General features: G+C 71.6%; 18 protein-coding genes. 3 read left to right on the forward strand and 15 right to left on the reverse strand.

The genetic code is table 11. The annotated features are described in order from the left end of the window. Window positions 1-218: 218 nt before the first annotated feature. The gene (locus tag ACGFIG_RS08405; protein ID WP_393000518.1) at window positions 219-737 is read right to left on the reverse strand and encodes a phosphotransferase; all 519 of its coding nucleotides are present in this window, start codon (window positions 735-737) and stop codon (window positions 219-221) included. A gap of 225 nt (window positions 738-962) precedes the next feature. Between ACGFIG_RS08405 and ACGFIG_RS08410 the strand changes: the two genes are divergently transcribed. Together ACGFIG_RS08410 and ACGFIG_RS08415 are read left to right on the forward strand one after the other, a co-directional pair. Then, window positions 963-3,398, forward strand: a complete 2,436-nt coding sequence (locus tag ACGFIG_RS08410; RefSeq protein ID WP_393000520.1) for a molybdopterin oxidoreductase family protein — start codon at window positions 963-965, stop codon at window positions 3,396-3,398. 3 nt (window positions 3,399-3,401) lie between these two features. Further along, window positions 3,402-3,860, forward strand: coding sequence for a hypothetical protein (locus tag ACGFIG_RS08415; RefSeq protein ID WP_393000522.1), 459 nt, complete (start codon window positions 3,402-3,404; stop codon window positions 3,858-3,860). Window positions 3,861-4,027: 167 nt separating this feature from the next. Here the strand turns inward: ACGFIG_RS08415 and ACGFIG_RS08420 are convergent, their stop codons facing one another. The 8 genes from ACGFIG_RS08420 to ACGFIG_RS08455 form a co-directional block, all read right to left on the reverse strand. Then, window positions 4,028-4,186 (reverse strand): hypothetical protein, encoded by a 159-nt coding sequence (locus tag ACGFIG_RS08420; RefSeq protein WP_393000524.1) that lies wholly within the window; start codon window positions 4,184-4,186, stop codon window positions 4,028-4,030. 130 nt (window positions 4,187-4,316) lie between these two features. After that, entirely contained in the window at window positions 4,317-5,027 is a 711-nt protein-coding gene (gene merB, locus ACGFIG_RS08425; protein ID WP_393000526.1) for an organomercurial lyase, read from the reverse strand. Between the two features lie 187 nt (window positions 5,028-5,214). Continuing rightward, a complete protein-coding gene (locus ACGFIG_RS08430; RefSeq protein ID WP_393000528.1) occupies window positions 5,215-6,447 on the reverse strand; it encodes a trypsin-like serine peptidase in 1,233 nt (410 codons plus the stop codon). Window positions 6,448-6,600: 153 nt separating this feature from the next. Beyond that, a complete protein-coding gene (locus ACGFIG_RS08435) occupies window positions 6,601-8,487 on the reverse strand; it encodes a prolyl oligopeptidase family serine peptidase (protein WP_393000530.1) in 1,887 nt (628 codons plus the stop codon). Continuing rightward, entirely contained in the window at window positions 8,477-9,709 is a 1,233-nt protein-coding gene (locus ACGFIG_RS08440; RefSeq protein WP_393000532.1) for an MFS transporter, read from the reverse strand. Before ACGFIG_RS08440 ends, ACGFIG_RS08435 begins: the two co-directional genes overlap by 11 nt. Then, entirely contained in the window at window positions 9,706-10,860 is a 1,155-nt protein-coding gene (locus ACGFIG_RS08445) for a cytochrome P450 (protein ID WP_393000534.1), read from the reverse strand. Before ACGFIG_RS08445 ends, ACGFIG_RS08440 begins: the two co-directional genes overlap by 4 nt. Before the next feature lie 3 nt (window positions 10,861-10,863). After that, on the reverse strand, window positions 10,864-12,027 hold the full coding sequence (locus tag ACGFIG_RS08450) for a cytochrome P450 (RefSeq protein ID WP_393000536.1): 1,164 nt from the start codon (window positions 12,025-12,027) through the stop codon (window positions 10,864-10,866). A 124-nt stretch (window positions 12,028-12,151) separates the two neighbouring features. Beyond that, window positions 12,152-13,135 carry an aspartyl/asparaginyl beta-hydroxylase domain-containing protein gene (locus tag ACGFIG_RS08455; RefSeq protein WP_393000538.1) on the reverse strand — a complete coding sequence of 328 codons (984 nt, stop codon included), beginning with the start codon at window positions 13,133-13,135 and terminating at the stop codon, window positions 12,152-12,154. A 504-nt stretch (window positions 13,136-13,639) separates the two neighbouring features. Between ACGFIG_RS08455 and ACGFIG_RS08460 the strand changes: the two genes are divergently transcribed. After that, the gene (locus ACGFIG_RS08460; RefSeq protein ID WP_393000540.1) at window positions 13,640-14,353 is read left to right on the forward strand and encodes a BTAD domain-containing putative transcriptional regulator; all 714 of its coding nucleotides are present in this window, start codon (window positions 13,640-13,642) and stop codon (window positions 14,351-14,353) included. A 108-nt stretch (window positions 14,354-14,461) separates the two neighbouring features. Here the strand turns inward: ACGFIG_RS08460 and mnhG are convergent, their stop codons facing one another. The 6 genes from mnhG to ACGFIG_RS08490 are packed head-to-tail and all read right to left on the reverse strand — an operon-like array spanning window position 14,462 to window position 20,594. Then, complete coding sequence (gene mnhG, locus ACGFIG_RS08465) at window positions 14,462-14,824, reverse strand: monovalent cation/H(+) antiporter subunit G (protein ID WP_393000542.1); 363 nt, start codon at window positions 14,822-14,824, stop codon at window positions 14,462-14,464. Next, window positions 14,821-15,084 carry a monovalent cation/H+ antiporter complex subunit F gene (locus tag ACGFIG_RS08470; RefSeq protein ID WP_393000544.1) on the reverse strand — a complete coding sequence of 88 codons (264 nt, stop codon included), beginning with the start codon at window positions 15,082-15,084 and terminating at the stop codon, window positions 14,821-14,823. The genes mnhG and ACGFIG_RS08470 overlap by 4 nt, the downstream gene beginning before the upstream one ends. Then, a complete protein-coding gene (locus ACGFIG_RS08475) occupies window positions 15,081-15,698 on the reverse strand; it encodes a Na+/H+ antiporter subunit E (protein WP_393001383.1) in 618 nt (205 codons plus the stop codon). The genes ACGFIG_RS08470 and ACGFIG_RS08475 overlap by 4 nt, the downstream gene beginning before the upstream one ends. Window positions 15,699-15,709: 11 nt before the next feature. Further along, window positions 15,710-17,287: a Na+/H+ antiporter subunit D gene (locus ACGFIG_RS08480; protein ID WP_393000546.1), complete on the reverse strand. Its 1,578-nt coding sequence runs from the start codon at window positions 17,285-17,287 to the stop codon at window positions 15,710-15,712. Then, window positions 17,284-17,760: a Na(+)/H(+) antiporter subunit C gene (locus tag ACGFIG_RS08485; protein ID WP_393000548.1), complete on the reverse strand. Its 477-nt coding sequence runs from the start codon at window positions 17,758-17,760 to the stop codon at window positions 17,284-17,286. Before ACGFIG_RS08485 ends, ACGFIG_RS08480 begins: the two co-directional genes overlap by 4 nt. Next, on the reverse strand, window positions 17,757-20,594 hold the full coding sequence (locus tag ACGFIG_RS08490; RefSeq protein WP_393000550.1) for a Na+/H+ antiporter subunit A: 2,838 nt from the start codon (window positions 20,592-20,594) through the stop codon (window positions 17,757-17,759). Before ACGFIG_RS08490 ends, ACGFIG_RS08485 begins: the two co-directional genes overlap by 4 nt. Window positions 20,595-20,789 lie beyond the last annotated feature (195 nt).

Raw genomic sequence — 20,789 nt, forward strand, 5'->3', positions numbered from 1 at the left:
ATCGACAGGATGATCGAGCGGGTTCTACGGTCGCGCCGATGCGCCCTGAAGAGATCGTCGTCGCGGTCGAGCAGGTAGTGGCACCGGCGGCGGTCGGTTCTCAGGTCCGCCAGATCCCGGACGCGGCGGTCCTCACCACGAGGGCGGGCTCGGCCGTGACCAGCCGGTTGTTGGTGACGCTGCGGCGGGTGTTCCACCGCTGCGGCTCAGGCCACCGCCTATTGAGTCAGCTCCGCCAACTCCCTGCTGAGCAGTTCGGCGAGCCGCCCAACCCGTCCGGGGTCCGACGCGGCCGTGATGCCGCGGCTTGGCATCTCCATGGTCATGAGCAGATACAGGTGCAGGCGGTAGAGGCCCAGACGCCGCCGCGCCCCGGCGTCCAGCGGAAACGGCGCCGTCGCCCGGTACGCCTGCACCAGGGGGTCGGCCGGTTCATCCTCGGTGCGGCGGTAGAGCAGTGGTGACACCAGGTCCATCAGCGGATCGCCCCACAGGTACCGCTCGCCGTCGACCAGGCCGCTGAGCCGGGGTGTGCCGTCGGGTCCGTCGACGGCCAGGACGTTGCCGGCCCAACCGTCGAAGTGCAGCAGCGCCGGGCGGGTCACCACGTCCAGTACGGCGCCGTGCCGGGCGACCAGCCCCCGGATCCGCACCGCCGGCACGGGCAGCGGCACGGCCCAGTCCGCCGCGTCGGCGAGCAGATCATCGATCGGTAAACGGGCTTCGATGTAACGCATCGGATTGCAGAGCGGACGGCGGCCAGGGGAAGAACCTCGGACCGGTGCTGTTCGTCCGGTTCGGCGTGCCGACTCCGGGCACGCCCCATGCTGTATGGATGGGTGCAGGTGAGGAGCGGCGATGGCGGACGAGACAGCCTTCCCATGCCGCTGTGGGCGGCACCCGAACCAGTCGAGTTGACCGAGCGGCTGGTGGCACCGACCAGCCGTCGGAAGGAGCGCGTCGTGGTTGACCGGATAGCCGACCCGTGGGGTGAGCGGACCCCGTACGGGCCGGGTCAGGAGTGGCCGGTGCGGGTGGACCGGTTTCTCGACGGTGACCGCACCGAGGCGGACGTGGACCGCTGGGTGCAGTCGGCGTCGGTGCTGCACTCCAACGGCGACGCGCTGGACATCGCGGTCGCCGACGGGCGGATCGTCGGGGTCCGGGGCCGGGCGGTCGACCGGATCAACCGGGGCCGGCTCGACCCGAAGGATCTCTACGGCTGGCAGGCCAACCACAGCCCGGACCGGCTGACCCGACCGCTCGTCCGCGACGGTGACCGCCTGGTCGAGACGGACTGGGACACCGCGATGGGCCGGATCGTGGCCCGGTCGAAGGAGCTGCTGGGCGGACCGGGCGGGTGGGGGCACTTCGGCTTCTACACCACGGGCCAGTTGTTCCTGGAGGAGTACTACACGCTCGGCGTGATCGGCAAGGCCGGGCTGGGCACCCCGCACATGGACGGCAACACCCGGCTGTGCACCGCGACGGCTGCGGCGGCGCTGAAGGCGAGCTTCGGCACCGACGGACAGCCCGGGTCGTACACCGACGTGGATCACTGCGACGCGATCGCGTTGTGGGGTCACAACGTGGCCGAGACGCAGACGGTGCTGTGGATGCGGATGCTGGACCGGCGGCGCGGCCCCAACCCGCCGGCGATGCTCGCCGTCGACCCCCGGGCGACCCCGGTCGCCCGGGAGGCCGACCTGCACCTGGCCGTGCGCAACGGCACCAACATGGCGTTGATGAACGGCCTGCTCCGCGAGGTCATCCGGCGGGGCTGGTACGACCGCGACTACGTCGACGCGCACACCCTGGGCTTCGAGGAGTTGTGCCGGATCGTCGACGGCTATCCGCCGCGCCGGGTCGCCGACATCTGCGACGTGCCGGCGGCCGACGTGGAGCGCGCCGCCGAACTGCTCGGCACCTCGCAGCGGCTTTTGTCGACCGTGTTGCAGGGCTTCTACCAGTCCAACCAGGCCACCGCCGCCGCGTGCGGCGTCAACAACCTGCACCTGGTCCGGGGGATGATCGGCCGCCCGGGCGCCGGGATCTACCAGATGAACGGCCAGCCCACCGCGCAGAACACCCGCGAGACCGGCGCCGACGGCGACCTGCCCGGCCTGCGCAACTGGGAGAACACCGCGCACATCGCCGAGCTGGCCCGGCTCTGGAACGTCGAGGTCGACACCATCCCGCACTGGGCGCCGCCGACGCACGCCATGCAGATCTTCCGGTACGCCGAGCAGGGCTCGATCAAGCTGCTCTGGATCTCCGCCACCAACCCGGCGGTTTCCCTGCCCGAGCTGGCCCGCATCCGGCGCATCCTGGCGAAGCCGGAGCTGTTCGTGGTGGTCCAGGACCTCTTCCTGACCGAGACCGCCGAGCTGGCCGACGTGGTGCTGCCTGGTGCCACGTGGGGGGAGAAGACCGGCACCTTCACCAGCGTCGACCGCACGGTGCACATCTCCGACAAGGCCGTCGACCCACCCGGCGAGGCGAGACCCGACCTGGACATCTTCCTCGACTACGCCCGGCGGATGGACTTCCGCGACAAGGACGGCCAGCCGCTCATCCGGTGGACCGGGCCGGAGGAGGTGTTCGAGGCGTGGAAGGAGTGCAGCCGCGGGCGGCCGTGCGACTACACCGGCATCACCTACGAGAAGCTGCGCGGCGGCTCCGGCATCCAGTGGCCCTGCACCGACGAGCACCCCGACGGCACGGAGCGCCTCTACACCGACGGGCACTTCAACACCGACCCGGACCACTGCGAGACGTACGGCCACGATCTCGCCACCGGCGCGGAGTTCATCGAATCCGAGTACCGCGCGAAGGAGCCGCGCGGGCGGGCGTTCCTGCACGCAGTCGACTACCAGCCCTCCCCCGAGGTGCCCGACGACGAGCATCCGATGCTGCTCACCACCGGCCGTACCGTCTACCAGTTCCACACCCGCACCAAGACCGGCCGCGCCCCGCAGCTCAACCAGGCCGCGCCGGAGGTGTGGGTGGAGTTCAACCCGGACGACGCGGCCCGGCTCGGCATCGCCGAGGGCGACCTGGTCGGTGTCTCGTCCCCGCGCGGCGAAGTCCAGGCCCGCGCCCGGCTCTGCGGCATCCGTCCGGGCGTCGTGTTCGCGCCGTTCCACTACGGCTACTTCGACCAGGATCCGGCCGACCGTACGCCCCGGGCCGCGAACGAGCTGACCGTCACCGCGTGGGACCCGGTCTCCAAGCAGCCCCTCTTCAAGGTCGCCGCCGTCGCGGTGACGAAGCTCGCCGACAGCGGTGGCGTACCCGCACCGGCCCCCACCGTGGGCGGCAGCGCGCCGCCCCCGGATGCCGGCGTCCCGCCGACCGTCGGCGGTCCGGCTGCCCAGGCCACCAGCGGGAGGAAGTGAGCCGTGCACCTCGCCCACTATCTCGGCCTGCTGCACCGCGCCCAGGTCAACCTCGCCGAGGCGTTCCGGCAGGTCGCCGACGCGCACGCGGAGGAACCCGACATCCAGCACCTCTGCCAGCAGCAGGCGAAGCGTTGCGACGCGCACGCCGGACAACTACAGCCGTTCGCTGCCCGCTACTCCGAGGACGCCCCCGCCGAGCCCGACCGGCTGCACTCGCAACTGTTCACCGGCACCCGTACCGGTGGCATCGGTCTGCTCCGCGACCTCCAGGACCTCTACCTGATGGCCGCCGAGTGCGACATCGCCTGGACCGTCGTGGGCCAGGCCGCCTACGGCGCCCGCGACGAGGACCTGCTCGCGGTCGTCCGGCGCTGCGAGGGCGAGACGGCGATCCAGCTCAAGTGGCTGCGCACGCGGATGAAGGCCGCCGCACCCCAGGCGCTCGTCGTCGCCGACTGACCGGGGGCCGACACCCGGCAGGACCGGGCCCGCGTCGATCCGGGTGTGGGACAGGACGTACGGCTCGCGCCGGGCCTGCGAGCGGGCGCGCCGGGACCTGCTGACCACCGTCAGCCGACGACAGCCGGGCGGTGCCGGCGTACTGTGGCCGGCACCGCCCGGGTCCGTCAGCGCTTGGCTTCGTGCTTGGCCATCTGGGGTTGCTCACCCTTGCCGACCTTGCGCAGCGCCTCACGCAGCTGCGCCTCGGTCATCTTGGAGTTGCCCTCGATGCCCGCATCGTGGGCCTGCTGACGCAGGTCGTGCAGGCGTTCCTGATTCCCCATGTCTGCCTCCCTCGGTGGCGCGGGCGGTTTCCCGTACCCGTGTCCCCGTGGGCTTCCCGTTGCCGCTGGGCGCAAACGGCAGTGGCGGAGGGCAGCCCCCGCGATCGGCCACCTTCCCTCCGAAAGGACATCAGTCGGGCAGGCCCCAGAAGGAGCCGCGCAGGCCGACCTGGGCGAAGTAGGCGGTGGCGGCGCTGAGGTCCCGTCGGGTGTAGCCGGGTTCCAGGCGGCCGGTGTACCAGTCGCGGGCCAGATGCCACAGGGTGCCCAGATCCATGACGTAGCCCTGCTCCTGACCGGTCCTGCGCAGCCAACCGTGCACGCAGTCGGTGGAGCAGAACAGGCGCTGGTGGCCGCAGGTGTGCACGACGTCGTCCCAGGCGTGCCGCATGGGAATGAGGAAGTGGGCCATCTGGTCACCGGGCGGGGGTGCGTCGCGGCCGACCGCCCAGGCGTGGGGCGTGTCGCAGTTCGGGCAGCGGGTGGCGACCAGGACGTCGGGCTCGTCCCGCAGCAGGTGGGGCATGGCGAACGAGTCCCAGGCGCAGCCGCCCCACCACAACGTGCGCGTACCCATGACGGAGAAGCCGAGTGGCACGGACGCGAAGGGGTGGGCCATCAGCACCCGGTCGCCGTCGCGCGGGTCGAGGGCCAGGTCGCGCCGCTCGTGCAGGGCTCGCAGCTCCCGGCGTACCCGCTCGGGGGTCAGTCCGGTTCGTGCGGCGAGTTCCGGCAGATCCGGGGCGTTTCCGGTGCGGGCGAACCCGTGATAGACCGCCAGGCGGACCTGCTCCGTCCCGGGCAGGGGCTGCGGTGCCGCCGAGAGGTCGTCGTCGGCCATTCGGCTACTCCTTCACTGCCCGGCTCCTGCGCACGCATTCTGGCGCGATGCGCGTCAGCCGGGCGACCCGAGTGCCGCATGAAGCCTCGCCGGCGAGCGACCCCGGGCTGGCCTGGGCGTCGCGGGACGCCGATGGGCCGCCGGGACGCTCATCGCGCCCGGCGGCCCGTCCTTCGTCAGTCGGTCGTCAGCCGTTGTTGTCGATCAGGCTGGCGATCTGGTTGTAGATGAGGTGGGCCTTCGCGCCCTGGTTCGACGGGCAGCCGCCGAGGTGGTGCAGGGCGATGACCCGGTGGCTGGCGTTCAGCACGGGCGAGCCCGAGTTGCCGCCGGAGGTGTCGCAGCTGTAGCTGATGTTCCAGCTGTTGTAGTTCGCGTTCTTGACGGTGCAGGTGGTGCCGTTCTGGGTGTCCTCGAAGATCGAGAGACGCTTCGGGCTGCCGTCACCGTGGCCGGGGATGTACATCCGGGTGCCGGTGGTGGTGGCGGTCGTCGCCAGGTACAGCGTGCCGAAGCTCTGGATGCTGGTGAAGTTGTTCACCGAGTACAGGGCGTAGTCCAGCTCGCTGGAGCCGCCGCTGCTCACCTTGTAGAGGGTCGCCCCGCTCACCTTGGTGCCGGCGCCGGGGTTCGAGCCGCCGCAGGTGGCGCACTGGTAGTTGAACTGCATCTCGCTGCCGGTGACGGCGGCCTGCGTGGAGAAGCAGTGCTTGTTGGTCAGCATGCGGTTGGTGTTGCCGACCCGCCAGGTGGTGCACATCCCACCGCCGCTGATCAGCAGCCGCGCGACCGCCCGGCCGCGGGCGTACTCGGTGGGGTGGCTGCTCTGGTAGCAGACGACGTCGCGGCGGGCGTCGGTGCTGCAGACGGACTGCGTGGAGAAGTTGTGCTGCGAGATCTCCGCGCGGTCGTAGCCGCGCCAGAACCGGTCGATGGTCGCGACGTTGCCGCGGGAGGCACGGCTGCTGTGCAGCGTCACCACCGCCGTGTCGCCCTCCACCGACATCGCCCAGAAGCCCGGCTGGCCGTCGGTGGTGTAGTCCGAGCCGGTCGCCCGGTTCAGGTAGCGGTCGTACCGGTGGGTCTCCCGGCCGTCGGGGCTCGCCACCGTGACGTAGTCGCCGTGGGCGAGTCGCAGCGAGCTGAAGTGCACCTTGACGTACGACGCGCCGGGGTGCCGGATGATCTGCGTCCGGCCGTCGCTGGCGGAGGAGAGCGAGCTTTCGACGGTACGCAGTTCACCGACGGTGGTGACGCCCTCCGCCTGGAACTGCTCCGACTCGGGCGCCCGCTCGGATTGCGGCGCGAGGGGCGTGACCGCGTACGCCTCGGCGGCCGGTGCGGACAGCAGACTCAGCCCGAGCGTGCAGGCGCCGAGCGCGACCGCAGCCGTTCGAAGGCGGCGCAGGGCAAGTTTCATCGTCGCTCCTCCCGAGGAACCAGCACCCGACGTGCTTTGAGTCTTCACACACGAAGACAACCAAGACATGCAAATACATCGATGCTTTGCGACGAGGGGTGGACGGGTTGCGCCCCAGGTCACGGCGCTGGAGGTCGGCGCCCGGCCCGGCCCCTACCCGGCGGTCCTGACGGGCGGCGGGGACGCGGCCGGGCGCCGCCCCCCTTCGCTGCCCCTCGTACGCCGGTCGGAGGCACGGGCGAGCTGCTCGGCCACGAACTCCAGTGCGGTCCGCTTCTGTGCGATCGACTCGGTCATGACCAGCGAGCCGTGGCCGGCGTCGTACCGGTAGAAGGTCACCTCGCCGCCGCGTGCCTCGATCCGCCGCACGTAGTTCTCCACCTGGCGGATGGGGCACCGTGGATCGTTCTCGCCGGCGATGACCAGCAGCGGGGTGGTGACCGCGTCGACGTACGTGATCGGCGAGGCCCTCCGATACCGGTCCGGCACCTCGTCCGGCGACCCGCCGAAGAGCGAACGGTCGAACGCCTGGAGCGCGGACATCTCGTCCTCGTACGCGGCCACGTAGTCGGCGACCGGCATGGCGCTGACCGCCACCGTCCAGTCGTCGGGATGGCGGCCGACGCCGAGCAGGGTCAGGTATCCGCCCCAGGACCGTCCGGTGAGCACGAGGCTGCCCGGATCCGCCAGGCCCTCGGCCACCGCCCAGTCCCGTACGCACTTGATGTCGGCGAGTTCGGTCAGGCCGGGATCGTCCTCGATGGCGTTCCGCCACTCCAGGCCGTATCCCGTGGATCCGCGGTAGTTGACCTGGATGACCGCGTAGCCCTGATCCACCCAGGCGGCCACCGAGGGGTCGAACGCGTCGTCGTCGTACCCGATGGGACCGCCGTGCACCTCGAACACGCAGGGCAGCGGCCGGCGCGCGCCGTCGGGCAGTGAGATCAGTGCGTGGATCGGACCGCCCGGGCCCGGGATCCAGGCGTCGGTCAGCGGCACCGAGCCCGGCGCCGGCAGGCCCGGCGCGCTCAGCACGACGGCACCCGTGGTGGAGCGGATGGTCAGCGGTGTGGCCGCCGAGGTCCAGGCGAACTCCACGGTGCCGTCCGGGCGCACCTCCGCACCCCGGACGACCCCGGGCGGGGTGTCCAGCCGGGTCAACGTGCCGGGGCCGAGGTCGTACCGGTAGAGCTCGTCGCGGGCGTGGTGGGCGTGGGCCACGAGCAGCGCGGTGCCGTCCGGGTACCACCGGCCGGACACCTCGCCCGGCAGGTCCAACAGGACCTCGCGGACCGTGCCGTCGGCCGCGTCCCAGATCAACAGCTCCCCGCGGTCGCGTCGCTCGTGCCGGACGAGGAGCCGGGTGTCGCCGGTCAGCGGCCCGAAGGACACGCCGGGAAAGCCCTTCTCCGGGCCGCCCCACATGCCACCGAGGCCGAGCCCGGGCCCGTCCCAGAGATCGGCCAGCGTCGTGCCGTCCGACCTGACGACCCGCAGGGCACGGTGCCTGCTGTCCCCGTGCTCGCTGTGCGCGACGGCGATGAGCGCCCCGTCCGCCGACACGTCGGCCACGTGGGTGTCCCGCTCGTGCGCGTAGACCACCGTGGCAGCGCCGTCCGCGCCGACCAGGTGCACCACCGATCCGCCCGCGCCGGCTCCTTCGCCCCCGGTGGTGTGTCCCACCACCGTGGCGTTCCCCGCGAACGCGATCCCGGCCGGGTAGCCCGCCGGAAGGCCGGGGGCGGCGGCGACGTCCGGGCCGCCGTGGAACGCCTGCCGGCGCCAGCTGCCGAACTCGTTGCCGTCCAGATCGTCGAACCACCAGATCCACTCGCCGTCGGCGGACAACTCGGCGTGGCTGGTGCCGTCGGGTCGGTCGGTCACCTGGCGCTGCCCGCCCGTCGTGCGGTCGTACGCGTAGACCTGCCACCGGCCGGTGACGTTCGACCGGAAGATCGCGCGGTCCGGAGCGTGCCGCGCGGACCGGAGCATGGTCAGGTGTGCGGCGAGGTAGCGGCGGGCCCAACGGTCACTGTTCACTGTGCGCCACCTTCGGTACGAGGGCCGGTCCCGACGGCCGTCGCCGGGCAGCGACCGCGACGAACAGGGCGAACGCGATGCCGGCCACCGCCGCCAGGAAGATGACCCGGTTCGGCGCCAGCAGTTCGGCGAACGCTCCGGCGAGCGCGAACCCCACGCCCTGCCAGAACATGAGTCCCGCCGACTGGATGCTGAGTGCCCGCGCCCGCAGTTCCTTGGGCGCGGCGTCGAGGAGCCGGCGGTCCTGCCCGAGGTGGAACCAGGCGAAGGTGCCGGAGATGAACAGCGCCAGGATGGCCAGCCAGACCACCGGCTTCGCGATGAAGATCAACAAAGGTACGAAGAGGCCGAGGACCGCCGGATAGATCAGCCGGACCTGCCAACTGGCGGGGAGCAGGTTGCTGGCGGCGATCTCGCCCAGCAGCATGCCGACCGGGATCGAGGACATCAGCAGGCCGGCGACGAGGGTGCTGGCCTGGAGACTGGCCGCGTACGGCACCGCCAGCGCCTCCGGCACCACGGCCAGCGCCGGCACCGTCCAGCCCAGCAGCAGGATGTCCCGCAGCTCCGGCACCCGCATCACCTGACCGAGCCCGGAGAGGGAGTCGCGCAGCAGCGAGTGCTGGGAGTCGCGGCCCGGCGCTCCCCGTTCCCGCGTACCGAGGCGGAGGATCAGGGCCGAGACGACGAAGCAGCCGGAGTTGACCAGCAGCACCTGCCCCGGGCTCAGCGCCGTCAGCAGCAGGCCGCTGATCGCGTACCCGACCGTCTGCGCGCCCTGGGAGACCACCCGCATCAGGCTGCGACCCGGCACGTACGCGGCGCCGGGCAGCACGTCCGGCATGGTCGCCGCCCGGGCTCCGATGAAGACCGTCTCCACCATGCCGAGTGCGAGCGCGAGTACCAGCAGCGCCGCGATGGGCATGCCGGTCGTCGCCATGATCGCGGCCAGCGCGGCGGAGACCAGATTGCAGCCGACGAGCAATCGGCGGGCCGGAATCCGGTCCACCACCGCCGAGAGGAACGTCCCGCCGATAAGATGGGGCGCCAGGACGATGGTGAAGACGATTCCGGCCAGGAGCGGTGACTGCGTTCGGGTGTAGACGAGCACCGTGAGGGCGAAGTTCGCCATCACGGCGCCCGCCATCGTGGCCGTGTGGGCCGCGAAGACCGCGCGGAACTCGGGAATGCGAAGGGCCGTGCGATATCCGCTGTCAGTCATTCCTTCAACTCCGCGCGCAGGGTGTCCAGTGTGCGCACGGTCGCGAGACGCTTATGTACGCCCGGGCGATCGAGGCACACCATCAACTTCCGGTCAGCGAGGACTGAGAGTACCTCTCGGAGCAGAAGTGCCGCGAGGACCGATCCGGTGCACGCGTGCGCGCCGTAGCCGAATGCCAGGTGGGGATTTGGCCAACGATCAGGCGTTATGCCGTCGGGGTTCGCGAACACATCCGGGTCCCGGTTCGCGGCGGCGAAGAGCATCAATACGCCCTGACCACGCTTGACCGGCGCGCCGAAGAGGTCGGTGTCGGTGACCGCGAGCCGCGTCGTGCCCTGAATGGCGGCCTCGTATCGGAAGAATTCGTGCGCGGTACGCGAGAGATCGCCCGGCCGGGTGCATTCGGCGAGTCGGATCCGGTGCTGCCCCACCGCGTGCAGCGCGTTGCCGAGCGACGCGGGAATCGCGGTGAAGCCATTGACCACCAGCGTACGCATCGAGTTCATGATGATGTGCCGCGGAACGCCCGCGTCGGACGCCTTCCTGACGAGCATCGGAAGGTGCTGGTCGGTTGGCAGGTCGGCGACCCACTCCTCGATCAGCGCGGCCAGCGCGCCCTGCGCCGCGATGCCCGGCTCGCGGGCCGCCGGGTTGAGGCCCGAGTCCATCGCCGCGGTGATCGCGTCGGCGATCGGTGCCACGACGTCGAGGTCGAAGGGTGGCAGTCCGATGGCGCGCGGGATGAACCAGCGGGCGAGCGGTTCGGTGAATTCCTCGATGAGGTTCACCGGGCCCGCCGGCAGGTCGTCGACCATCGCCTCGACCTTGCTCCGCACGTCGATCGAGAGTTCCGGCGTGACCATCTTGTTGATCACGCTGGCCAGCACCGAGTAGATCGCCGTGTGTTCCGGGGGGTCGATGGTGTGCACGTCGAGCCCGACGTCGGCCACGGTCTCGCCGGCCCGCCGGAAGTCGGCGGCGAACCTGACCGGGTCGCTGAGCACCGCCCGGCAGTGCGCGTACGAGGTGAGCACCCAGCTGTCCAGCGCCTCGTTCCACACCGGACGCCCCTGCTCGCGCATGGCGCGGAAGACCGGGTACGGATCGTCGAGCGTCTGGGGGTCGAGCGGCTGGTAGGACGGCGCGGTCATGGGTCAGGACCTCCGGTGGGACGAAATGGCGAGTGGGAGGTGGTCCGGGTATCGCAACGTGGCCCGCGGCGTACGGGCCGGGGTGCCGGCCGGCACCGGCAGGTCCGGCAACTCGACGAGACTGCGCAGGATCGCCCGCATGATGAGCCGGGCGAGGATCGCGCCGGTGCAGGCGTGCGCTCCCCAGCCCATCCCCAGGTGCCGGTTCGGGCTGCGGTCGAGCACGAGCTCGTCCGGCCGGTCGAACTGGGCCGCGTCGCGGTTGGCCGCGGCGAACAACATCAGCACGGTGTCGCCCCGACGCAGCCGGACGCCCGCCAGCTCGGTGTCCACCACCACGGCCCGGCTGGTCCCCTGGACCGGGCCGTCGAACCGCATGAACTCGTCCACCGCGGTGTCGAGGACGGTCGGCTGGCGCAGCGGGGTGACCAGGTCGGGCCGCTCGACCAGGGCGAGGACCGCGTTCACCACCGCACCCACGGTGGTGCTGAACCCGGCCAGGAACATCACCCGGACCGTGTTCCAGACCGCCTGCGCCGACACGCCCGCCTCGGCTGCGCCGGCGAGGACGTCGGCCAGCAGGCCGGTGCCGCCGGCCTCCCGGTGCCAGGAGGCGATCAGTTCGTTGATCTCCGCGCGGGCCGCGACCGCCGGTTCCCGCAGTTCCGGCAGCAGGCCGGCGTCCATGCCACGGTTGAGCGCGTCGACCTGGGCCGTGAAGGTCTCGATCTTGGGTTCGGGTACGCCCAGCAGCCGGCAGATCGCGAAGAGCGCGGCCGGCCGGGCGAGGTCGGCAGTGGCGTCGAACCGGGGCCACTCGGCCACCGTCCGCATGATGTCCCGGCTGGCCTCGTACGTGGCCTCGCCGATGCCGGCCAGGTCCTGGCGACGGAAGACGGTGGTGAAGAGCCGGCGGATCGGGCCGTGCTCCGGCGGGTCCAGCTCCTGCATGCTGAGGACCGCGTCCGGCGCCTCCTCGCCGACCCGGCGCCAGTCGCACGCGAACCGGGCCGGGTCGCTCAACACCGTCCGGCAGTCGTCGTACCCGGGGATCAGCCACGACCGGAGCCGCTCGCTGTACCGGACGCGCCCGGCTCGCCGCAGCTCGGCGTAGCACGGGTACGGGTCGGCGATCATGGCAGGCGAGAGGGGGTCGTAGTCGATCATCCATGCTCCTCACCTCGGTCGGACGGGCGCCGGGCCCACGCCGTAGCGTGGGCCCGGCCTGCGATCTCAGTAGGCGTAGCGCATGATGGTCTCCTTCCTCCCGGGTGTGGTCGGACGACCTCGGTCAGAGGTCGCTCGCAAGGACGCGGAGCTCCCGCACGGCGGGGCCGGTCCTTGTGCGCAGGGCGAGGCACGCCTGGCCGTCGATCCGCTCGACGCGGATGGTCCGTTCGTCGGTCCAACCCGTGAAGCGGAACTCGTCGTTGCCGAGCGGCACCAACGCGATGGTGGGCGCGTCGTCGACGGCGAGCACCAGGCGGCCGTCACGGACGTCGAGCGTCACGTCCCGACGCGGATCTCCGGGGCGCTGGAAGTCGCCGTCCTCCTCGGTCCAGTCCAGGAACGACGCCGGCACGGCGCAGCGCAGCCGGTACGCCGAGAGCGCCGCGTCGCTCAGCTCGACCGGCCACCGGTTGACGAGGGCGGCGTCGAGGAACAGCTCGCGCTCCTGCTCGGGGAAGAGTTCCAGCAGTTGGCGGGAGACGAGCGTGTCGATGACGAGGTGCACGCGCGGCACGTCGTCCTCGTTCTGCACCCGGTGGCTCCGGCTGAAGTCGCCGAACCACAGCGTGCCCGGTTGCCACCGGTGCGCCGTGCCCTCGAGGTGCAGGGTCGCGCCCGGAGTCGTCGTGATGGGAACGTGCAACCGTGCCGTGCCCCAGGGCGGCCCGTACTTGTAGTCGCTGTGCTCCCCGCTGTCCACGCCCGGTCCGAGCGCCATCAGCCGGGCGCTGCGCAACTGCGCGGGAATGCTCTCCAGCACCTGCTTGAGGTACGGCGCGCTCTCCAACCAGGCGGTGCCGGCGAATTCGTGCAGGCCGGGGCCGCCCGGATCGGTCCGCTCGCGGTCACCGCCGACGCTGCGTAGCGACAGCACACGCCAGTCCACCGTGGCCGCCTCGCCGGTGCCTCCGTAGCGGCGCTGGTGCTTCCACTGGTGGTCGGTGAGCCGCGAGAGGTCCGCACGCAGGCTGTCCACGTCGAAGTTCAGGCCGAGCCGGGAAGCGGCCGGCGTCCGTGGTGTCGTGACGATTGCGGTGGTGGTCATGCCCGCTGCGCCTCCTGATCATCGCGCGACACACTCGATCGAATTCGGGTGCGTATAGGGGAAGCAGAATGATCGTTGAAAAATGGCCGCGAATACGTGGCGGAGCACCCATCAATCAGGGCGCCGGCATCGGCGATCCGGCGGGCCGACGAATGGCCCGCAAATGGTACGTCCCGGCGACATTGACAATGGAACGCGTCATCAACTGCGGCTCGCACTGCACAAGAATCGCCCCGTTTCGTGCGTCGATTTCGTCGGAGATGTCGCATGTCGGGCATCTGACCAGCGCTTCTTGCCATGAACCCCGGTCGATCGCCCCCGCGCCTCTCCGCCGCCACACATCACTTCTGTCGTGTATCCACCGTGCCTTGCGAGGCCGAACGAGATGCATATAGATTCTTAACTGTCGATCAAAAAGTTCGACAGGGCGCATGGAACGGGGGCTTCATGCTGTTGCGCTTACTTGGTGTGGTGCAAGTTGACATTGCTGATCAGGAACTGGATGTGGGGCCCGCGCAGCAGCGGCTGCTCCTCGCGGTGCTCGCCTTGAGCGCCAACCGTCCGGTCACGACCGAAACGTTGATCGACGCGGTGTGGGACCGCGCGCCGAACGGCGCCCGTCGCACGCTCCACGTGCTGATCAGCAGGATCCGCCGGCTGCTGGACTCGGTCCCGGCGTGCGACGGCGTCGAGCTGCTCCGCCGCTCGGGCGGTTACGCGTTGCACATCGAGCCGGACCAGGTGGACGTGCACCGCCACAACCGGCTGACCGCGAAGGCCGCCGGGCCGGACCTCGACCACGACGAACGGGCCGCACTGCTACGGGAGGCCCTGCACCTCTGGCGCGGCGAACCCCTGGCCGGCCTGCCCGGCGACTGGGCCGCCCGCACGCGCCAGGAGTGGCGGCAGCGGCACATCGGCGTGGCCGTGGACTGGGCCGGTCACGAGCTCGCCATCGGCCACGCGGCGGAGCTCATCGGCCCGCTGACCGCCCTGACCGGGGAGTATCCGCTGGTCGAGTCGCTGACTGAACAACTGATGAGGGCGCTGTGCGCCGCCGGCCGCAGCGCCGAGGCGTTGCAGTCGTACATCCGTCTGCGCACGAGGCTCGCCGGCGAACTGGGCAGCGACCCGGGTCCGAGGCTCCAGTCGCTCTACCTCGCCACCCTGCGCGGTGAGGTCGACGACAGGTTCGCACTGACCCGCGGTCGGGGCTGACCTGTCGGCGGCGGGCCCTGCGGGGCACGCCGGTCGGCGCGGGTGACGCCAGGACCGCCCCTCCGGTCGCTGACCGGAGGGGCGGTCGCCCGTTCAGGTACGCGCCGGTCAGGACCGGCCGGAGCTGATCCGGTCCAGGTGGGGCGCGAGTTCGTCGGTGATCAGCAGGTCGCGACGGATCTCGTCGTGCGGGTAGCCCGCCCGGCCCACCATGTGCGCCGCGACGGGCGCGGTGGCGAGCTGGAAGGCCCCGACGAGGACGAGGGTGGTGATGTCCACGCCGGTGCGCAGGCGCAGCGCGCAGCCGAGCAGGACGAGCAGCAGGCCGAGCACCTGGGGCTTGGCCGCCGCGTGCATCCGGGCGAGCAGGTCAGGGAAACGCACCAGCGCCGCCCCGGCGGCGACGCAGAGCAGCGCGCCGGCGAGCAGGCAGACCGCGGCGATGACATCGAGGACGGCGTCGAGACTCACTTTTCGGTCTTCCGGGCGGCGAACCGGGCGACGCCGACCGAGCCGACGAAGCCGAGGATGGCGAGGACGACCAGCACGGGCAGCGCCGTGGCGTCCCGGCTGTAGGCGGCCTCGGTGGCGATGGCGGCGACGACGACGGCGAGCAGGACGTCGGTGCCGACGGCCCGGTCGAGGATGGACGGTCCGCGGATGATGCGGACGAGGGTCAGTCCGAGGGCCACGGCGAGCAGCGCGGCGACGGTCACGGCGACGACGGTCATCTGGGTGCCCCTTCCGGGTGGGCCGGCTCCGACGGGCCGGCGAGGTGGGGTTGCGTCACGCGGCGCAGCTCGTCGGGCGAGCCGATGGCGGCGACGATCCGCGCTTCGAGGTCCAGCACGCCCTGCCGGAAGCGCTCGACCTCCTCGCGGCTGCGGACGCCGATGACGTGTACGTAGAGGGTGCCGGTCGTCCGGTCGGCCTCGATGATGAGGCTGCCGGGCACCAGCGACAGCGCCTCCGCGGTGAGCGTGAGGTTGAGGTCGGTGTTGACCCGCAGCGGCACGGCGATGATCGCGCTGAGCGGGGGTTTGCCCGACAACGCCAGCCAGGCGATCTGGGCGGAGGCGACCACGAGGTCGCGCAGGAAACGCACCCAGAACCGGGCGAGCGCCACGGGGCGGATCCGTCCGGCGAAGGTCACCGGCGGCAGCGGGAAGACCGCCAGCAGCAGGACGGAGAGCACCAGCCCGCTGAGCACGTTGGCCCAGGAGAGGGTGCCCCACAGCAGCACCCAGACGATGGTCAGCCCGGTCACGGCGATGATCCGGTTGCGTCGGCGGGCGCTGCGGGTCAGCGGCGGGTTCGTCGGCGCGACGGGCTTCGGCGGGCTCATCGGGTCACTGGTCACGGGGCACCGTCCGGGAACACGGCCTCGACGTACGGGGTCCGGCGCAGCAGGTCGTCGGCGGCGTCGGTGCTGATGTCGAACAGCGGCCCGGCCACCACCGTCAGCGCCAGGCCGAGCACCACCAGCGCGGCGGTCGCCCCGATCATCAGCCGGGGCAGCACGGCGCCCGACGCCTCGGGGTCCGGTGCCCGGCGCGGCTGCTCGGCGCCGCCGGTGCGGGCGGCCCGCACGGCGTCGCCGGCGTCGGGCATGTCCGGGTGCGGGGCGCGCCAGAAGGCCAGGTTCCACACGCGGGCGATGGCGTAGAGGGTGAGCAGGCTGGTGAGCAGCCCGCCGGCGACGAGTGCCCAGGCCAGCGGGCTGCCGTCGGCCACGCCGGCCTGGACGAGGCCGAGCTTGCCGAGGAAGCCGGAGAACGGTGGGATGCCGGCGAGGTTGAGCGCGGGCACGAAGAACAGCACGGCCAGCAGCGGCGACAGTCGGGCCAGCCCGCCGAGCCGGTCCAGGGCGGTGCTTCCGCCACGGCGTTCGACCAGGCCGGCGGCGAGGAACAGCGTGGTCTGGATGGTGATGTGGTGCACCACGTAGAAGATCGCCGCGGACAGCCCGAGGGAGGTGCTCAGGCCCACGCCGAAGAGCATGTAGCCGATGTGGCTGATGAGGGTGAACGACAGTAGTCGTTTGACGTCGGACTGGGCGACCGCGCCGAGGATGCCCACGACCATCGTCAGCACCGCCACCACCAGCAGCAGGTCGGCGGTGCGGCCGCCGGGGAACAGCAGCGTCTCGGTGCGGATGATCGCGTACACGCCGACCTTGGTGAGCAGGCCGGCGAAGACCGCGGTGACCGGGGCCGGTGCGGTGGGGTAGCTGTCCGGCAGCCAGGCCGACAGCGGGAACACGGCCGCCTTGATGCCGAAGGCGAGCAGCAGCATCCCCTGCAGCACCAGCCGGATGTCGTCCGGCAGCGCGTCGAGCCGGTCGACGAGCTGGGCCAGGTTGAGGGTGCCGGTCGCCGCGTAGACCAGACCGATCGCGATCAGGAAGATCAGCGACGACAGCAGGCTGACCACGACGTACGTGGTGCCGGCCCGGATCCGGGTCTCCGTGCTGCCCAGCGTCAGCAGCACGTAGCTGGCGACCAGCAGGATCTCGAAGCCGACGTAGAGGTTGAACAGGTCGCCGGAGAGGAACGCGTTGCACACGCCGGCGGTCAGCACGAGGTAGGTCGGGTGGTAGACCGACAGTGGTGTCTCCTCGTTGCCGTCGGCCGTACCCTGCCCGATCGAGTAGACCAGCACGCAGAGGGTGACGGCGGCGGAGACGACGAGCATCAGCGCGGCGAGCTGGTCGGCGACCAGGACGATGCCCAGCGGCGCGACCCAGCCGCCGACCTCGACGACCAGCGGCCCGTCGAGGGAGGCGCGGAGCAGCAGCGTGGCGGCCACGGCGACGGTGGCGGTGAGGACGGTGAGGCTGACCCAGCGCTGGGCGCGGGGCCGGCCGACGAGCAGCAGCGTCAGGGCCGCGCCGAGCAGCGGCATCACCACCGGCAGGGGTACGAGCCAGGTCATCGGCCCCTCCCCGCGTCCGTGGTCGCGCTCGCCGTGGTGTCGTCGGCGGGCACGGTGACCAGGGCGACGTCGCCGTCGGTGTCGCCGTCGGTGTCGGCGGTGCCCGGTCCCTCGTCCCGGTCGGCCAGTTCCATGATGCGGCGGTCCTCGACGTCGTCCTGCACCTCGTCGTGCCCGTTGAGGTGCCAGCTGCGGTACGCCAGGGCCAGCAGGAACGCGGTCATGCCGAGGGTGATGACGATCGCGGTCAGCACCATCGCCTGGGGCAGCGGGTCGCTCATCTCCCCCTCGGCGGTGGTGCCGACGATCGGCGGCCCGCCGGCCCTGCCGCCGGTGAGCAGCAGGAGGTTGGCGCCGTTGCCGAGCAGGATGACGCCCATCAGCACCCGCGTGAGGCTGCGCTCCAGCAGTAGCGTCACCCCGGTCGCGAAGAGCACGCCCACCACGAGGACGTAGGTCAGGTTCGGGTTCACACCAGCTCCTTCGTCCGGTCGTCGGCCTGTTCGGTCTCGTTCTGGTCGGTCTCCTGCTGGCGGTCCATCTCCGCGCCCAGGCTGCGCAGGATGTCCAGGACCAGGCCGACCACGATGAGGTAGACCCCGACGTCGAAGAAGACCGACGTGACGAAGTGGACGTGGCCGAGGACCGGCAGGTGGATGTCGAGCAGGGCGCTCTGCAGGAACTCCCCGCCCAGCAGCATCGCGGCGACGCCCGTGCCGACCGCGACGAACAGCCCGGCGCCGAGCACCGCGCCGGCGTCGACCGGGGCGGCCCCGTTGAGCTCCGTACGCCCACCGGCCAGGTAGCGCACGGCCAGCGCGAGCCCGGCCACCAGTCCGGCGGCGAAGCCGCCGCCGGGGGCGTTGTGCCCGGAGAAGAGCAGGTAGATCGAGAAGAGCACGATGGCGTGGAACAGCAGCCGGGTGACGACCTGGAGGATGACCGACTGCTGACGGGTGGTGGCGCCGGTGGTCAGCCAGCGTGGCCGCGCCGACTCGGTGCGGCCGGCGCCGGGGATGCCTTTGCGCAGGTCGAGGTCCCGGGAGTGGCGGAAGATGAGGCTGGCCACGCCGGTGGCCGCCACGACCAGGACGGCGATCTCGCCCATGGTGTCCCAGGCCCGGATGTCGACGAGGGTCACGTTGACGATGTTCTTGCCGCCGCCGTAGGAGACGGCCTCGTCGGGGAAGTCGACGGAGATCGGGACGGCCACCCGGGCGCCCGCCGCGACGTACGCCATGCCGGCGGTGACCACGCCCACGGCGACGCCGAGCGCGATGCGACCGCGCCGGCTGGACCGGATGGGTCGCTCGGAGAACTTGGCGGGCAGGTGCCGCAGGACCAGCACGAACATGACGATCGTGACGGTCTCCACCAGGAACTGGGTCAGGGCCAGGTCGGGGGCGCCGTGCAGGATGAACATCAGCGCGGTGCCGTAGCCGGCGACGCCGACGAGGATCATCGCGGCCAGTCGACGCCGGGCGCGGGCGGCGGCCACGGCGGCCACGATCACCACCGCGGCAGCGACGGCCTGCAACGGGGTGTCCCACAGCTGGAACCGCTGCGGCCAGGGAAACCCGGCCAGCAGCGCCCCGCCCGGCAAGGCGACCAACACCACCAGGATGACGCCGAGGTAGAACGGGAGGGATCCGCGCTGGGTGGCACCCGTCAGCTCCACCGCCAGCCGGTCGACCCCGCCGATGAGCCGGTCGTAGACAGCGGCCCCGTCGAAGGGCAGGCGGACCGCCGGGCCCAGCCGGCCCCGGTGCCGCAGGAGGAACAGCCCCACACCGGCGGCGACCGCCAGCGCCGACAGCCCCAGGGCCAGGGTCGGCCCGTGCCATAGCGCCAGGTGGTAGCCCGGCTCGGCGCTCGGGTACAGGTCCGCGTACGGGGCGAGGACCTTGTCGACGGCGGGCGCGAGGAGCCCCACCGCCAGACCGGCGGCGGCGAGCACGACGGCCGGCGCGAGGAAGAGCCGACCGACCGGCTTGGACGGGGTGGCGGGCACGTCGCCTTTGGTGGCGAACGCGCCCCAGACGAAACGCAGCGTGTACGCGACGGTCAGCGCCGAGCCGAGCACCACGCCGGCGAGCACCACCAGGTCGGCGGTGCCGCCGTGCAGGAACGCCTCGACCGCGGCCTCTTTGGCCACGAAGCCCGCCAGCGGCGGGAGGCCGGCCATGGAGGCCGCCGCCAGGCCGGCGACCGCCGCGAGCGCCGGGGCACGCCGCCCCAGGCCGCTGAGTTCGCGCAGGTCGCGGGTGCCGGCGGTGTGGTCGACGATCCCGACGATGAGGAACAGAGTGGACTTGAACAGCGCGTGGGCCAGCACCATCGCCGCGCCGGCCAGCGCGGTGTCGCGGGTGCCGGCGCCGAGGACCACCATCAGCAGGCCGAGCTGGCTGACCGTGCCGTAGGCCAGCAGCAGCTTCAGGTCGGCCTGCCGCAGCGCCGCCCAACCGCCGAGGAACATGGTGATCAACCCGCCGGCGAGCAGGATCGGCCGCCACGGTGTGACCCCGACCACGGCCGGTCCCATCAGCGCGACCAGGAACACACCCGCTTTGACCATCGCCGCGGCGTGCAGGTAGGCGCTGACCGGGGTGGGCGCGGCCATCGCGCCGGGCAGCCAGAAGCTGAAGGGGAAGATCGCCGACTTGCTCAGCGCGCCGAGCAGGATCAGCACCAGGGCCACGGCCAGGTAGCCGCCGCCGGGCAGGTCGGTGGCGATCTGCGACCAGCGGTACGTGCCGGCGTGCTGCCCGAGCATGACGAACCCGGCGAGCATCGCCAGGCCACCCAGGGTGGTCACCAGCAGCGCCTGCATGGCCGCCCGCCGGCTGGCCCGCTTGGTCGGGTCGCTGCCGATCAGCAGGTAGGAGAGGACGGTCGTCAGCTCCCAGAACACGTACAGCAGCAGCAGGTCGTCGGAGACCACCAGGCCGAGCATCGCTCCGGCGAAGGCGACGAAGACCGCCGCGAAGCGACCCAGGCCCGGGTCGTCGGAGCGGAAGTAACGGGCGCTGTAGGCGAGCACCAGCGCCCCGACGCCGCCGACCAGGACCACCATCAGCCAGGCCAGGGTCCCCATCCGCAGGGCGATCTCCAGGCCGAGCTGGGGAACCCAGGTGACCGTCTCGACGACCGGGTCGCCGGAGCGGACCGTCGCGGTCCGGGTCAGCGCCCAGACCAGGGTCGCCGCGGGGGCCAGCGCCACCAGGTAGAGACCTCGTCGGCCCCAGATACGTATCAGTCCCGGGGCGATCACGGCTGCGAGTGCGTGGACCGCCACCAGAACCAGCACATATCCTCCCCAGAGTTCGACAACCGGTTAGCCAACCCTAACCGGTAAGGGGCGGAATCGCCTAGGGGCGATACTGCATCGGCGGCGGGCCGTGCCTGCGTACGGTGCGTCGACCGTCCGGCAGGAGCCCCGCAGCGGCCGTCGTGACGGCCCGGTGCCGGCGACGACGACCTCCTTACCGGCGTGCGGGGCGTA

The organism is Micromonospora sp. NPDC049048 (assembly GCF_043197615.1).
In the GTDB taxonomy this organism is placed as follows: domain Bacteria; phylum Actinomycetota; class Actinomycetes; order Mycobacteriales; family Micromonosporaceae; genus Micromonospora.

What these genes read in the sequence shown, in the direction of transcription:
- ACGFIG_RS08430 (WP_393000528.1), bottom strand. Translation starts at nt 6,447, where the DNA reads ATGAAACTTGCCCTGCGCCGCCTTCGAACGGCTGCGGTCGCGCTCGGC.
- ACGFIG_RS08480 (WP_393000546.1), bottom strand. Translation starts at nt 17,287, where the DNA reads ATGACCTGGCTCGTACCCCTGCCGGTGGTGATGCCGCTGCTCGGCGCG.
- ACGFIG_RS08475 (WP_393001383.1), bottom strand. Translation starts at nt 15,698, where the DNA reads ATGAGCCCGCCGAAGCCCGTCGCGCCGACGAACCCGCCGCTGACCCGC.
- merB (WP_393000526.1), bottom strand. Translation starts at nt 5,027, where the DNA reads ATGGCCGACGACGACCTCTCGGCGGCACCGCAGCCCCTGCCCGGGACG.
- ACGFIG_RS08470 (WP_393000544.1), bottom strand. Translation starts at nt 15,084, where the DNA reads ATGACCGTCGTCGCCGTGACCGTCGCCGCGCTGCTCGCCGTGGCCCTC.
- ACGFIG_RS08405 (WP_393000518.1), bottom strand. Translation starts at nt 737, where the DNA reads ATGCGTTACATCGAAGCCCGTTTACCGATCGATGATCTGCTCGCCGAC.
- ACGFIG_RS08455 (WP_393000538.1), bottom strand. Translation starts at nt 13,135, where the DNA reads ATGACCACCACCGCAATCGTCACGACACCACGGACGCCGGCCGCTTCC.
- ACGFIG_RS08440 (WP_393000532.1), bottom strand. Translation starts at nt 9,709, where the DNA reads ATGACTGACAGCGGATATCGCACGGCCCTTCGCATTCCCGAGTTCCGC.
- ACGFIG_RS08445 (WP_393000534.1), bottom strand. Translation starts at nt 10,860, where the DNA reads ATGACCGCGCCGTCCTACCAGCCGCTCGACCCCCAGACGCTCGACGAT.
- ACGFIG_RS08450 (WP_393000536.1), bottom strand. Translation starts at nt 12,027, where the DNA reads ATGATCGACTACGACCCCCTCTCGCCTGCCATGATCGCCGACCCGTAC.
- ACGFIG_RS08420 (WP_393000524.1), bottom strand. Translation starts at nt 4,186, where the DNA reads ATGGGGAATCAGGAACGCCTGCACGACCTGCGTCAGCAGGCCCACGAT.